The sequence below is a fragment of the Psychrobacter sp. APC 3279 genome (genome assembly GCF_030407795.1).
In the GTDB taxonomy this organism is placed as follows: domain Bacteria; phylum Pseudomonadota; class Gammaproteobacteria; order Pseudomonadales; family Moraxellaceae; genus Psychrobacter.
The window spans coordinates 43,463-58,517 of record NZ_JASDCR010000005.1; the positions used below are offsets into that span (position 1 = coordinate 43,463).

A 15,055-nucleotide genomic window follows, 5' to 3' on the forward strand; every position below is an offset into this window, starting at 1 on the left:
TAATAGTAAGTTGGCTATCATTACCTACTTCAAATGACAAGAAGCAAGGCTTATATGAAACGGCTATCAATATTATTGGCAGGCAGTGCTTTAGCGATCAGCGCCCAGGCAGTCAACTGGGTAGAGGTGTCCGAGAGCAGCTCTGGATCAATTTTTAGTATAGATTTGGATTCTATTGAAAGCTCTGACATCAATATCATAGATGAAAAAGACGTCGAAAATATCACGGTATCTATCCTTAGAACCTATCCTAAAGACAAAGACACCAAGTCCGATGACCAGAAGGAAGAAAAAAGCAATATTGACCATAGTGAGCAGCAACTACTCATTTCATGTAAAGATGCCAGTTACTATAGACGAGCCTTTGTTAACTACGATGCTGAAGGCAAAGTAACCAAATCATGGCAGTCAGAAAAACCAATATTGACCACAAAAGACTTTAAAGTCACCACACCAAAGACAGTCGGTCGTACAGTGATAGAGCAGTCTTGTAAGGACTACGAACAAGACGAAGAGCAATAAATACAGCCTACTTAACACAGTACTAAAAAACATCAGTACAGTACCAAAAAAGCGCCCTGACATAGTATCAGGGCGCTTTATTATTTGGAGAATCGTTTAACTATATCGACAATACAACGTGTCTAGTAGTCAAAGAAATAGCAATTCATTTTAAGCTTTTAGTACCGTATAGACAGGTACTGGGAACTCGCCATGCAAATCGACCAAGTCCAATAACACTAGCGCACCGACCACAGTATGGTCAGCCGATTGACACAGCTCGTAAGCGGTAGTCAACGTACCACCAGTCGCCAAGATATCATCGACCAATAGTACGCGCTCAGGCGGTAGATTGTTTTGCATCTCAAGCGTGTCTTTACCATACTCCAGTGCATAGGCTTTGTTGGCAACAGGTGGCGGCAGCTTACCTGGTTTACGTAGCAAGATCATGCCTTTGCCCAGACGACCTGCTAGCATACTGGCAAATACAAAACCGCGCGCTTCCACTGCACCCAGACAATCTACCTCGTCCATAAGCCCTTCTGGCAAAGCGGCAAGTAGCGCATCGATAACAGCGTCAACATGACTGCGCAGTAACGGGGTAATGTCATAAAAATCAATGCCAGCTTTTGGAAAGTCTGGTACTGTGCGAATAATCTGCCAAAACGGATGATCAGTATTGAGCATATGTGACGTCTCATTGTTGGTAGCGGATGTGGCGGCGGCATTGGTACTCATGATGACCCTTAGCTTATGTATTTAGATGGTTTAGTTAGTTTAGATAAGACAACAACTGAATGATATATTAGCGATAAATGCTAAGCATTACTGTGAATTTAGCGGCGATTATTATAGCATAATTGGTTTTCGTATGGCGGGCTGGCGTCCAGTCTTGTTATTAAGCGCTAATAAGGTCGCGTATGTGATTGACTTGATAAAAGAAAAGTCATCTCAATATACAAGTGTAAACTTAACTATGAAAATTGCGGTTATATGCTAAACTACGTGCGTTTTTGCAGTCTAATATAATAGCTGTAATATTAAAAATGAGCGTTTATAGCACGCTGTAACTGTAATACTGGTAATGATCGATAGGACTATTTATGAAACGTTATGAATGTATTGTCTGCGGCTGGATATATGATGAGGCGCTTGGCTGCCCAGAAGAAGGTATCGCACCTGGTACTAAATGGGAAGACATCCCTGATGACTGGACTTGCCCTGAGTGCGGTGTCGGCAAGCTTGATTTTGAGATGCTTGAGCTGTAGTAGATGACCCTCTAATTAGGACACTTCATGACAAAATCAAATGACATCAATAGTGCCAAATTGCCTGAAACGCTAGATAACAATCTAGAAGATCATCTGAATAACTACCCTACTCCTGAGTGGCGCAAATTTGGGGAGCATCAATGGCGCGACTCTGACTTGAGTAAACACCTTCGTCAAGCAATGATCGACATCGGTGATGGTATTGAGTTGTGTGTCGAAGCTGGCGGTAACCCCAATAATCCGCCGCTGCTGATGATCATGGGGCTAGGCTCACAAATGATATTTTGGCCAGACAATTTTATTAAGCGCTTTATCGATGCTGGTTTTTTTGTGATTCGTTTTGATAATCGTGATATCGGCTTGTCTTCTAAAGTACAGATAGAAGGCTTGCCGCGTATTAGCCAGCTTAAAATGATGGTACGTCTACAGACAGGGCTGTCTAACAAAAGCACGCAGGTTGCTTATAACTTGACGGATATGGCTGAAGACACAGCACGTTTGATTAAAGCACTAAAGCTCGGTAAGACACATCTGCTTGGGGCTTCGATGGGCGGTATGATTGCACAAATCGTGGCAGCACGTTATCCGAGCTTAGTGCAGCGAATGGCGCTTATGTTTACCACGACCAATCGTGCGTTTTTGAAGCCGCCCAAGCCTAAACAGCTATATACCCTTATTAATCGTCCAGAGAGCCACTCTGAGCGTGATATCGTGCGTCATAGCGTTTGGTTTATGAAGACCGTTGGTACACCAGGTCATGTGAATGTGCGTATGGTGCGTGAAATCGCCAAGATTCGCTATCAGCGCAATTTTCACCCACTTGGTACAGTACAGCAGCTCAATGCTATCTTGGCATCAGGATCTATCAGTCGGTTTAGTAAGCAGGTCAAAGCACCGACGATTGTATTACATGGTAGCGCTGACGGACTCCTGCCTGCCTCGCAGGGTCGAGTCGTTGCCAAGACCATCCCTAATGCTACGTTCCATCTCATTGAAGGCATGGCACACGATATTCCAGAGTATTATCAGCCTTATATGGTTGACTTAATCAGTAATCATTTATCGAGCAACTAGCTTTAAAAACATCAATGTCAAAAAAAAGAGTGTAAAACCTATCGCTAACTCACAGGTTTTACACTCTTTTTTATTGCCTATTTAATCCTAGGGCGTGTCCTCAATTCAATCGATAGTTATCTAAATGGGTTAAAAATGACTAAATCTTGCCAAATGGCGTCAAATAGCTGACTAATATCTCGATATTATCTGCGCTATTTTCCTTGTTTGACTGCGATTTATCTCATTTTTATCACCATTTTTAAAATGAGGACACGCCCTAGTAATTGTATCAATCACAAGCAACACCAGCCCCTTCTTTATCAATACACATTTTATTCCCGTTCTTTAGGTTACCAATCCACGCCTTACCACCTGTAAATACAAAGGATGGTTTACCCTGATAGCTATCGTTAGCGTTCACACCACTATTAGCAAAGCGAAAAGGAATCACCAGCTCACCGCCTAAATTGACAAAGCCCCACTCTTCACCGATACGCACACCAGCATATTCCTCAGAGAACGGACGCACTTCGTCAAATGAGTAGGTAATCATAGTGACATTATTGTCATCGACGAAACCCCATTTGCCATCTTGCTGACGCGATTGAAGCGTCGTAAAACGCGCTGGTACAGACTGTGATGCTTTGCTAGATTTTTCGTTAGAAGAAGTAGATTTATTTACTGCCTGAGCGTCAGTCTGGGCATTTGGGTCATTCGCTGCATTGCCGTTTTTATCTACCCAACTGGTTGCACGGCCTTTGCGTACACGCGCCACCCCATTACGATAATTGTCGATATCATCAATCGCTGCAGAAAACGAGACAACAGTACTATTGGCTGTGTTAATCACACCATAGTTACCCTCTTTTTTTACCACGATACGTCCATCCGATACAGGGCGCGCCCAACCTTGACTCTCTGTCAATATATCGTACATGGCAGGCACCACTTCACGGCCCTGCATATTGAGATAACCGACGCGACTGTTGCGCAGTACAGGCAACAGACCGCCTGACAGTTTATCGGCATCGACTTTTTGATAACGTGACAAATCAACGACTCGTTTGCCTTTTTTATCGATTAACGCCACTGGCGCACCAAAATCTTTGATCGCCAAAAAGTAACTGCTACTGGCCGTGCAGGAGACGTTTTTGTAATAACTTTTTGGGATTTTACAACTGGCGGCGTGTGCGCTAGGCATCAAAAACAATGCGCTAGATAGCATCGTCACGACGACACTGTATCGCGATATTTTTGGTAGCAAGCCAGACAATGTATGTGGCTGTTTTTTTGATAGCAATCGTTGAAGCATAAATAAACCTAGACAAATAATATAGATTGTTTGGTATAACAAATCAGACGTTGAGTACATTATATCGTCAATCTACTATACATGTGTTGCAGCGTTAATGTCGCTTAAAGTGCTACACACATATCCTCCGTGCAGAAATATCACTTGTATACATTATGCGCTTTCCTACTCCTACGAATCGTCGCCCTGATACAAATTTTTTGATATAAGTACTATTACCCAACTGTCATAAGTCTATTTCTAAAAACGCAGCCATATCAAATACTTTGATTGTTTATTTGCGTCTAACATGCCCAATAATTTTCCGCATAGCGATAGTATTTGTATTCAGCATAATAAATTGTGGTTTTACCATTTCATTTTGCGTTTAAAACCACGACAATATGGCTCTATGTCAACATAAGTTCTGACATGATGCAATGATAATAAGAATGCTGTTATTCAAAATGCTGTTATTCAAATACTGTTATAAGGACAAATTATGGCTATTGCTTCAACGCGATCTGCACCTATTGGCTTAGTCATTGGTTGTATCATTTTTGGATTGGGCAGCTTAATTGTCGCTCACGTCGATATTGGTGGTTGGGCCATGTCGTTTTGGCGATTGGCTGTTTCTGGTATTGTATTTGCGGTATTGGCTAAGCTAATGGGCCAACGTATGCCCAAATCAAGACGTGCTATTTTTTATGCGCTATTATCGGGGGCGTTTTTAGGATTAGATTTGGCGCTGTGGCATGAGAGTATTTATGCGGTTGGGCCTGGTATTTCGACGCTGCTTAATAGTCTGCAAATATTTTTCTTGGCCGCGATTGGGTTTATGTATTTCAATGAGCGTCAGTCTATCGTACAGCTTATTAGTTTGTTTTTAGCCATGATAGGCGTAGCGATGATAGGTAGCCCTGAATTCGCACACAACAACGCGGCGACTTGGGGCTTTGTCACTGGTATTGTATCGGGTGCCATGTTAGCTGCATCAATGACATTTATCCGCAAAACGCATGACACTGAACCGACACCTATATTTATGCTAATGCAGCTAATCAGTATCGGTGGCGTCTTAGCCATGATTATACCGATGTTTGTATTTGACACAGGTAATATCCTACCCAACACATGGTCGGAGATTGGTTGGGTTCTTATCTACGGCACAGTGATGCAGTGTTTAGCATGGGGCCTGATTGCCTACTCTATTCCTAAGCTTTCTCTGGCACTGACTGGACTGCTATTATTGACTGAACCTATTGCAGCCCTTGTCATTGACTATAGTTGGCTGGACAAGCCGATTAATACTTTGCAGTGGAGTGGCGCACTACTAACGATGTTTGCTATTTACTTAGGCTCATTGAAACCAAAACCACGTGCCCTTCGCCGCTATCGGTTTTTTGCACGCTTTTATAAACGTAAATATAAATAATCTTGGCAATTTCATCCAATAAAAAGCGCCCATACTATCGATAGCATGGGCGCTTTTTGTTAGATGAGATATGCTTTGACCATCTTTATTTGACAGACTCAAACTTCAATCTCATAAGCATTACTTATTTCGCCTCAGAACTTTGGTTAAACAAGGCATTTAACACGATAGCAGCTAAAGTAGCAGTACCGATACCGCCTAAATCAAAGCCACCTAAATGCAAGCTAAAGTTACCAGTACCCATAATGACCGTCACTGCCGCGATGATTAGATTGCTGTTTTTACTAAAATCAATATGGTTATCGATCCAGATTTTTATCCCAGCAACCGTGATAAGACCAAAGACAACAATAGAAGCACCGCCCAATAGAGCCGCTGGGATGGTCTGAATGATCGCACCAAACTTTGGTGACAGTCCCAATATGATAGCAACCAATCCTGCTACGACAAATATCGTCGTGCTATATACTTTGGTAACCGCCATGACACCGATGTTTTCAGCATAAGTAGTAACACCTGTACCACCAAATCCTGCCGAAAAGGTCGTGGCTAAACCGTCCGCCAAAAATGCTCGGCCCATATAAGGGGTCACACGAGCCTTGGTCATGCCCTCTACTGCCTTAAAATGCCCTAGGTTTTCAGCCACCAAAATAAAGGCCACAGGTGCAATTAGAATAATAGCGCTCATCTCAAAGCGCGGCGTATGAATGCTTGGTAGTCCAAACCATGAAGCGGCAGCTACTGTACTAAAATCAATCGCTGTACCAAAGCCTAGAATATTGGTCATGACAAAGTAAGCAACGTACGACAGCACCAGACCGACGAGTAGCAACAGACGACGCAACATACCGCGAGTAAATACTGCCACACCACTAATGAGCAGTACGGTCAAGGTAGCCATCCAGGCATCGAACTGATTGGCAGACACGCCTTGAATGGTCACTGGCGCCAAGTTAAGACCGATAATCATGACAATCGCACCCGTCACGATAGGCGGCATCAAACGCTCAATCCAACCTGTACCTGTCTTCATCACTAGCAGACCAATCAATGCATAAATAATACCGCAGGCCATAATACCGCCTAGCGCAACATTTAGATTGTCATTGAATCCTGCGCCTGCGTAAGCGGTCACCGCGATGACTGGGCCGATAAAAGCAAAGCTTGATCCCAAGTAGCTCGGCATGCGCCCCCCGGTAATCATAAAGAACATTACCGTACAGATACCGGACATCAAGATAGCTAAGTTAGGATCAAACCCCATCAATAAAGGCGCAAGCACGGTTGCACCAAACATCGCAAAGGTATGCTGTATACCGAGCAATACGCTTTTTGACGGAGGTAGATAATCGTTGATACCGACTGGATCACGATCCAAGTCGCCCTTATAAGGACGCCATGTCGGGAACCAACGGCCATTTTCAAAATCTGGATTATGCGGATAATTGATAGCGGCTGAATCAACGCCTGCAGACTCCAAGGCATTTTGAGTCGATAGATCTTGAGCGCTATTGTCTGACGCTGATGAAGGGTCTTTTTGAGATGGCATGCGCGCTTGTCCTATGTGAGCTAAGCTAAAGTAATAGGCTAGAATAACTGATAAAATAAGAATATTAATAAATGGACATATTTCTAAGGACTTGTATAAATAGCAGAACGTTAAGTCTTTCTATCTATAATATGTCATCCTAATTCATTCATTTATGTTGTAATATGACAAACCAAAAGTATTATTTGGTATGATAGCCATATCTTGCTAGATGTATGAATACGGATGTGTCTGACTAAAAAATTCAGTCTTTTTTAATCCGTCTTATTTTACGATGATAACCAACTTACAGGATGTTACATAGTTGTTGACTGCGAGCATGATAACGGAGTTTCAAAATAAATAAAAGTTATTATTCAACTGCCCTCAGTGCTCATTTACCTTATAACCTTCATAAATAGTGTCTCGCGCCCACCTATCAATGGTGACTAGGAGCGATGGCTGTCTATTATATTTTTCATAAAAGCGCCCAATGCCATAGATAAAATAGGCTAAAGCGCTTAAAATTTTTGGTGACTTATTATGATCAGTGTTTTCGATTTGTTTAAAATCGGCATCGGCCCATCCAGTTCGCATACAGTCGGACCGATGGTCGCTGCAAACTTATTTTTGACCTCGCTAACTGAGCAGATGGAACTGACTGCTGTTAAGACCATTGAGATTGAACTGTATGGTTCTTTGGCGGCGACTGGAAAAGGCCATGCAACAGATACCGCTATCTTGTTAGGACTGCTTGGACATACGCCTAGCACGATAGATACACGTATGACCAGTAGCTACCTATCTCCTATCTTCTCTGACAAGATTCTCAATGTATCAGGCACGCATACGATTACTTTTGATACAGAACAAGACATCTACTGGTATGACGATACTGTGCTACCTTATCACCCTAATGCATTGACGCTACGCGCTATCTCAACTGAAGGCGTTCGCTATCAGCAGACTTATTATTCAGTCGGTGGCGGTTTTGTCATCAATGAAGAAGATGCAACTAACCCAGACGAAGATCATGCCAGCCCGACCATCGATAGAGTTCCCTACCCATTCAATAACGCAGCAGAGCTATTAGAGCAATGTCGTGAGCATGACTTGAGCATCAGCGAATTGGTACTGGCAAACGAATGTCACTTCCATGCCAAAGAAGAAGTATTTGCTTATCTAGATAGCATTTGGGAAGTGATGCAAGACTGCGTCAAACAAGGCTGTGAAAATGGCGGTATCTTGCCGGGCGGATTAGATGTAAAACGCCGTGCCCAAGATTTGCATACGCAGCTGTGTGCGGAAAAAGACCAACCTATCACCAAGACTGATAAGTTAGCAGCTATGGACTGGGTCGATTTGTACGCGCTCGCCGTCAATGAAGAAAACGCCAATGGCGGCAAAGTAGTCACAGCGCCGACCAATGGCGCAGCAGGTATCATTCCTGCCGTACTGCACTACTATCGTGACTTTTTGCCTAACTACAGCCAAGATGGCGTTCGTAAGTTTTTGCTAAACGCCACTGCTATCGGTAGCCTTATCAAGCAAAATGCTTCAATCTCTGGTGCTGAAGTTGGTTGCCAAGGTGAAGTTGGTTCTGCATGTGCAATGGCAGGCTCTGCACTGGCAGAAATCATGAATGGCACGCCAGCCAAATGCTTAAATGCAGCTGAGATTGGCATTGAGCATAATCTAGGCCTTACTTGTGATCCTATTGGCGGCTTGGTACAAGTGCCTTGTATCGAGCGTAATGCGATGGGTGCAGTTAAAGCAATCAATGCAGCACGTCTAGCCTGTAGAGGTAATGGTCAGCACTTCGTCTCTTTAGACAAAGCGATAGAGACGATGAAGCAAACAGGTGCCGATATGTCTGATAAGTATAAAGAGACGGCACGAGGCGGTCTGGCAGTCTATGCTGATAATAGAATTCCTACGGCAACGCGCGGCGTCAGTGTAAACTACAGTCAATGCTAATTTGACTTCTCGAGAAATAATTTACTGATAATAAAAACAACAAAAAGGCCTCTAACGAACTAGAGGCCTTTTTGTCATGTATAACTGCTTCTATAACTGTTTTATCGTCTATATATTACTAATATTATTCAGCAGTTTTTGATACCACTTCGTTTAGAATCCAAACTGGCTGCACTACATTTGAGCCTTCTGCTGTTACTGCTTCTTGGCGTACATCTAGGACATAACGATAGTTCGGCTCATAGGTAAAACCTTGAATATTACCATTCAGCGTAGTGTAGTTTTTCTGATAGGTCTGACGATACTGCAAACACTGTGATTCGACCATGCTGCCATCAGTAGCAGTTAAGTCACATACTGCTTTACGCGGTGCAATTTCCACTTCAAAACTTGGAATATTAACTACTTTTACATTCATAGGTTGTCCTTCAACAACCATCGTGCGCTCATCATCCATACTCATCGTAGAGCAACCAGAAAGGGCAAAAGTCGTCATCAATACTGCAAGTGCTAATTTCTTCATTATTCAATCCTCAGATAATTGTTATTGATTCTTTATTGATAGCTTAGTTACTGGCTTATTTATTGATTTAGCTAATAATTCATTGCTACTTAGATAAACTTATTGTTTTGAACACCTTATCTTGCTTTGCTACAAGCTAATAAGGTTGTTTGCTTTTTACTGAAACCAGTATAGGCCGCTATTCGTCTTACCCTCTATAACTGCTTTGTAAAGTAACGTCAGCTTTTGCAACTGATGTTAATGAAGCGTATTGAATAGCAGAGTTATTTGCTACTGAGCAGAAGTTTGACATTAAAAAGCCAAAACAAATATTGTTCTGGCTCTTATACAACTATGCAAATTCTGTTTTTTAAGAATGATCAGCTACGATAATCAGCGTTTATTTTGACGTAATCGTATGATAAATCGCAGGTATATACGGTATCACTGGCATCGCCACGTGCAAGGTCAACATGAATGGTAATCTCAGGTCGACTCATGACTGTTTTGCCCGCCTCTTCTGTATAGTCAGGTGCAACCCCACCATTTTGGCAAATCATTACCTCATCTAGATACACATCGACTTGCTCTGTATCTAGGTCTTCAATACCAGCATAGCCCACTGCTGCTAATATGCGTCCCCAGTTAGCATCACTGGCAAAGAATGCCGTTTTTACTAAGGGTGAATGTGCGACTGCATAAGCCACATCGCAGCATTCTTGCGTGGTTTGACCACCAGTCACCTTGACCGTCATGAATTTAGTAGCGCCTTCGCCATCACGCACAATCAGTTGTGCCAGACGAACAAACACATCAGCTAATGCATCAAGTACAGGCTGATAATGTGGATGCTCTGGACTATCAATCACCTCTGAGCTAGCAGCACCTGTTGCAATCAACACACAACAATCATTGGTTGAGGTATCGCCATCGACAGTAATTCGGTTGAAAGACTGCTCATTGATAGCGCTTAGCATTTCTTGCAGTAAGTCAGCGGTGATATTGGCATCTGTCGCCACATAGCCTAGCATGGTCGCCATATTTGGGCGTATCATTCCTGAGCCTTTAGACATACCAGTGACATGATAGCTAGTACCTGCTACATCAATTTTTTGGCTGGCTAATTTAGGAATAGTATCTGTCGTGCGAATGCCATTAGCAGCGGCTAGCCAGCTATCAGACGCTAGATTAGCCAATGCATTATCCAAACCTGCGATGACGGCATCACTATTTAACGGCTCACCAATCACGCCAGTAGAGAATGGCAATATCGTATTGGTATCTACACCGGCCTTGTCAGCCAATGCTGTACAGATATCAATAGCGCGGCGCTTGCCATCAGCGCCCGTACCTGCATTTGCGTTACCCGTATTGGTGACTAAATAGCGCGGACTAACCTTAACAAAGTGCTCACGCAATACTCGCACTGGCGCGGCACAAAAGGTATTTTTAGTGGTGACAACCGCAGTAGTAGCTTTATCCGATATTTCGATAACTACTAGATCATCGCGGTCTTTGTAGCGAACGCCTGCCGCTGTGGCACTGAGCTTGATACCATCGATAGGATAGATAACGTCAGGTACTGATACATTTCCAACAGCCATAATAAAATCCTTATTTCTCAATTTTTATCGTTATTTATGAAATACGAAGTAATAAATACTATAGTCAGTTCAAGACAGTTCAGATACAAGAAGAACTAGCTACAGCACTACAACCAACAGAATTAGCGAACTCAGCATCGTATCTAATTGACATGAGATTGACTATATATAGGTATCACCGTATATAAGTATCACGGTTTCTTTAGGTCAAATGCTGACCAAATCGGTGCATGGTCAGATGGTTTTTCCATAGCACGTAGCTCATAACTGATACCAGCATCGATACATTTATCGATTAAGTCTGAGGTACATAGGATATGATCAATACGTAACCCGCGCTTAGGTTCATCATTGAAGCCGCGACTGCGATAATCAAACCAGCTGTATAACTCGGTGCTCTCTGGATAATGCAGACGGTAAGTATCTGTCAGCTCACGTGACATCAATGCTGAATACCATTCACGCTCTTCTGGCAGAAATGAGGTTTTTCTATTTTTCAGCCAACGCTTAGCATTAACTTCACCAATACCAATATCGATATCTTCTGGTGCAATATTCATATCACCCATGACGATAATCGAACGACCTTCCGCTTTTAGCGTATCAATATAAGCCATCAAATTGGCATAATAAGCGCGCTTCATTGGAAATTTGGTCGGGTGATCTTGGCTCTCTCCTTGCGGAAAATACCCGTTAAGTACATCTACTTCACGACCTTCAAACTCATAACGTGCATGGATAAAGCGCTTTTGGGCTTCTTCATCTTCGCCAGGAAAGCCTTTTTGTACAAATACAGGTGCAGCTTTGGATAATAGTGCGACGCCGTAATGCCCTTTTTGCCCAAAATACTCGACGTGGTAGCCTAGGCTTTCTATATCGCTAAGCGGAAATTGATCATCATGAACCTTGGTTTCTTGTAGGCCCATGACATCAGGATCGATTACCTCGCGCACCGCCTCGAGCTGATGCTGACGTGCACGGATACCATTAATGTTAAAACTGACAAAACGGGTCATAAACTGTCCTATACTGATTGGTTAGAATATAGCGCTCTATAAATGGGTGAAATATAAACGACTATGATAACAAATGTAAGCGGTTCTAGCGGTTGCATGGCCTGATATCTTGAGCTAGAGTAACTATATTGTAAGCACTATCTATTATTGGTCTATCTGAAACACTTTTATTCAACAATACTTATTAAAAATATCGAGCATCGCTATGACAACAATTAAGCAAAAAAATACGACATCAGCCATGAATGATGACACCAAACCATTATTTGCTAAAGATTATAACGTCTATATTAACCATACTGATGCTGGCGGTATAGTCTATCACGCCAATCACTTGGTGTTTTTTGAAAACTGCCGACGCGACTGGTTTACTGAACTGGGCTTAAATGGGTACTTTTTACAGACTGACAGTGGTGAAGTACAGCATTTTGTCGTGAGTCAGGCGGACTTGCAGTACAAAAGAGCCATTCTATTAGATGAGGTAATTAGCGTACGTATTGATAAAGTTGAGCTAAAACCTGCCAGCATCATATTTTATCAAAGTATATATCGCAATCTACCAAATCATGGCACTACCGAAACAGATGATAGCCAGCTACTAAGCAGCACCAAAATCGTTATTGCCTGCGTACAAAACCTTGTCAAACCAGAGCCAATGAGTAATGACGAAATAGACAGCGATAAACCAAATACTGCCGCGACAACGCCACCAATGCGTCCTATTCGCGTACCAAAAAAACTGCGCGTTACGATCGAACAAGCTATCGACGAGCAAATGCATGGTCAGCAGTAGAACTGCTATGAGCATAGATACGGATAGCGTGTTGCTTGAATTTGATAACCTATGGGTACATAGCCAACGGACGATAAATGCTCAAAGCATTAAAAATAGCAAAGAAGCCTCGAATAAAATCTCTATGCCGTCTAGTATTTATCAAAAATGGGCAAGCACGCTAACCGCAGACGCTTCACTGGATAAAGAGCTATCAACTCCTGATCGAACGCTAATAAGCGGTGCAAGCGGTACGCTATTGTCAGGGCAAGTTACTGTTTTGACAGGAGCGTCTGGTAGCGGTAAATCAGTACTATTGCGAATATTGGCAGGATTATTGCCAATGAGCAGCGGTACTGTTCGTTTGGATGATGGCACGTCGAGTAATGTTTATCACGATATGCATGAGACTGCATCTATACGGTGGCGCAAGCAGGTCGCCCTACTCGCTCAGCATCCACAGTTGTTAGATGGCAGTGTCCTTGAAAACTTACAAATGCCTTATCAATTACACGCTCACCAATCGCAGACTTTTGATAGAGACTGGCATATCGCTCAACTTGAACACTTAGATAGAAGTGCAGATTTTTTGCAACAAGACGCCAAGCATTTATCTGGTGGCGAGCGCCAACTGGTCAATACATTGCGCCTATTGCAACTCAGTCCACAAGTGTTATTGCTAGATGAACCAACTGCTGCTTTGGACATGGACACTTCAGCACAGCTAGTCAACTTGCTCATCAACTGGTTGCACGCAGATGCACAGCGCACACTCTTATGGGTGACCCACGACACAAAAGATATCATGCCTTTGGCAAATAGACATTGGCATATGCAAGTAGGTGTACTCACCGTAGACTCTTGAAGAACTTTTATTCAAGAATACTTAATTAAATAATTAAGTCGTCGCTTAGTTGCTCAGACAATTTAGCACGTTAATAACCTTAATCCTCACCTTGTATTATTACCATAATTACTTCCTAAATAAGCTCATACGAGTGGTACGAATGATATGCAAATTTTTCTCACTTATGGTGATATCGCTCTTGCTAGCAGCCTAATTATCATCGTACTGCTCATCTCTTGGCGCTTACGTTTAAAGCTCAGCAAGACCCTTTTGATAGCGGCATTTCGTACGATTATACAGCTTAGCTTTATTGGGCTGATACTGGCGTGGATTTTTGCACGTGAACAATGGTATGAAGTACTACTTATCTTAACGGTCATGACTCTAATTGCAGGAAGTGCCGCCAAAAATCGCGTTAAACGCAGCTATAAGGGATTATTGACAGATACGTTATTGGCAGTCGGTATCTCAGCAATACTAGTAACGACGATTGCGATTATAGCGATTTTGAATGTGCAGCCTTGGTATACACCGCAATTCATTATTCCTATATTGGGTCTGATATTAGGGAACTCTTTGACTGCCATTTCGTTGACGAGCAATCAATTGATTGAATCCTTTCATGAGCAATCTGGACGTATCGAAATGATGCTCAGTCTATCTGCTAAGCCATTCGAAGCCGTCCATGAGCAGATAAAAGCAGCTATTACTAATGGCATGACTCCAACTTTAAACTCTATGCTAGTCGTCGGTATTGTTAGCTTACCAGGCATGATGACGGGTCAAATCCTAGCGGGCGCCGATCCCACTCAAGCCGTACGCTATCAAATAGTCACTATGTTCCTGATATGTGTCAGCAGCACGCTTGGCTGCACCATCAGCGCCTTACTTATTTATCGAAGATTCTTTAATAAAAAAGATCAATTCATTTTACCGCAATAATTTTGGCATCTACATTCCTTTGTGTTTTATCAACTCACCAACATTAATTATCTAATCCTTCATTTATGAGATAACAAATTCAATATATTCTTATAAGTTAATATATGTACTGCTCAGTATCGCTTCCTGTTATTGTTTTAGACTAAATTCATGCTAATGTATTGCTCAAATGTATCGTTTTTTTGATGCTTTATTTGTAAGCAGCAGATAAATAGTTTTAGAACGAGCATTATTTTTATTATTGAACTTTTTATTTATTTGTTTTATTTAATGCTTTATCTAAATGTTTATTAAATAAAATGCTGTGACAGCA

The 15,055-nt window shown here is 42.3% G+C and carries 14 protein-coding genes; 8 read left to right on the top strand and 6 right to left on the bottom strand.

Translation table 11 applies throughout. From position 1 onward, the window contains the following. The first annotated feature begins 54 nt into the window (after window positions 1-54). Window positions 55-522: a hypothetical protein gene (locus QL898_RS03570; RefSeq protein ID WP_290175818.1), complete on the top strand. Its 468-nt coding sequence runs from the start codon at window positions 55-57 to the stop codon at window positions 520-522. 150 nt (window positions 523-672) lie between these two features. Here the strand turns inward: QL898_RS03570 and QL898_RS03575 are convergent, their stop codons facing one another. Beyond that, window positions 673-1,188, bottom strand: a complete 516-nt coding sequence (locus tag QL898_RS03575; RefSeq protein ID WP_290175886.1) for an adenine phosphoribosyltransferase — start codon at window positions 1,186-1,188, stop codon at window positions 673-675. A 416-nt stretch (window positions 1,189-1,604) separates the two neighbouring features. Here QL898_RS03575 and QL898_RS03580 point away from each other — a divergent pair, with 416 nt between their 5' ends. Both QL898_RS03580 and QL898_RS03585 read left to right on the top strand, forming a co-directional pair. Continuing rightward, entirely contained in the window at window positions 1,605-1,769 is a 165-nt protein-coding gene (locus QL898_RS03580) for a rubredoxin (RefSeq protein WP_057759803.1), read from the top strand. A gap of 27 nt (window positions 1,770-1,796) precedes the next feature. After that, window positions 1,797-2,846: an alpha/beta hydrolase gene (locus QL898_RS03585; protein WP_057759800.1), complete on the top strand. Its 1,050-nt coding sequence runs from the start codon at window positions 1,797-1,799 to the stop codon at window positions 2,844-2,846. A 271-nt stretch (window positions 2,847-3,117) separates the two neighbouring features. On the opposite strand, the gene QL898_RS03590 is transcribed toward QL898_RS03585, so the two are convergent. Then, on the bottom strand, window positions 3,118-4,140 hold the full coding sequence (locus QL898_RS03590; RefSeq protein ID WP_290175819.1) for a WG repeat-containing protein: 1,023 nt from the start codon (window positions 4,138-4,140) through the stop codon (window positions 3,118-3,120). Window positions 4,141-4,621: 481 nt separating this feature from the next. On the opposite strand from QL898_RS03590, the gene QL898_RS03595 reads away from it, so the two are divergent. Further along, entirely contained in the window at window positions 4,622-5,554 is a 933-nt protein-coding gene (locus QL898_RS03595) for a DMT family transporter (protein WP_290175820.1), read from the top strand. 124 nt (window positions 5,555-5,678) lie between these two features. Here QL898_RS03595 and QL898_RS03600 read toward each other — a convergent pair whose 3' ends face one another. Continuing rightward, entirely contained in the window at window positions 5,679-7,103 is a 1,425-nt protein-coding gene (locus QL898_RS03600; RefSeq protein WP_290175821.1) for a solute carrier family 23 protein, read from the bottom strand. A 522-nt stretch (window positions 7,104-7,625) separates the two neighbouring features. Between QL898_RS03600 and QL898_RS03605 the strand changes: the two genes are divergently transcribed. Further along, entirely contained in the window at window positions 7,626-9,059 is a 1,434-nt protein-coding gene (locus tag QL898_RS03605) for an L-serine ammonia-lyase (RefSeq protein ID WP_290175822.1), read from the top strand. A gap of 124 nt (window positions 9,060-9,183) precedes the next feature. On the opposite strand, the gene QL898_RS03610 is transcribed toward QL898_RS03605, so the two are convergent. The 3 genes from QL898_RS03610 to xthA form a co-directional block, all read right to left on the bottom strand. Further along, window positions 9,184-9,582 (bottom strand): DUF4377 domain-containing protein, encoded by a 399-nt coding sequence (locus tag QL898_RS03610; protein ID WP_290175823.1) that lies wholly within the window; start codon window positions 9,580-9,582, stop codon window positions 9,184-9,186. 359 nt (window positions 9,583-9,941) lie between these two features. Next, on the bottom strand, window positions 9,942-11,165 hold the full coding sequence (gene argJ, locus QL898_RS03615) for a bifunctional glutamate N-acetyltransferase/amino-acid acetyltransferase ArgJ (RefSeq protein ID WP_290175824.1): 1,224 nt from the start codon (window positions 11,163-11,165) through the stop codon (window positions 9,942-9,944). 191 nt (window positions 11,166-11,356) lie between these two features. After that, a complete protein-coding gene (gene xthA, locus QL898_RS03620; protein ID WP_290175825.1) occupies window positions 11,357-12,181 on the bottom strand; it encodes an exodeoxyribonuclease III in 825 nt (274 codons plus the stop codon). Window positions 12,182-12,422: 241 nt separating this feature from the next. Here xthA and QL898_RS03625 point away from each other — a divergent pair, with 241 nt between their 5' ends. The 3 genes from QL898_RS03625 to fetB all read left to right on the top strand — a co-directional run bounded on the left by QL898_RS03625 (window position 12,423) and on the right by fetB (window position 14,742). Beyond that, window positions 12,423-12,974, top strand: coding sequence for a thioesterase family protein (locus tag QL898_RS03625; RefSeq protein ID WP_356638500.1), 552 nt, complete (start codon window positions 12,423-12,425; stop codon window positions 12,972-12,974). A gap of 7 nt (window positions 12,975-12,981) precedes the next feature. Then, window positions 12,982-13,818, top strand: a complete 837-nt coding sequence (locus tag QL898_RS03630) for an ATP-binding cassette domain-containing protein (protein WP_290175827.1) — start codon at window positions 12,982-12,984, stop codon at window positions 13,816-13,818. A 147-nt stretch (window positions 13,819-13,965) separates the two neighbouring features. Next, window positions 13,966-14,742 carry an iron export ABC transporter permease subunit FetB gene (gene fetB / locus QL898_RS03635; RefSeq protein WP_290175828.1) on the top strand — a complete coding sequence of 259 codons (777 nt, stop codon included), beginning with the start codon at window positions 13,966-13,968 and terminating at the stop codon, window positions 14,740-14,742. Window positions 14,743-15,055 lie beyond the last annotated feature (313 nt).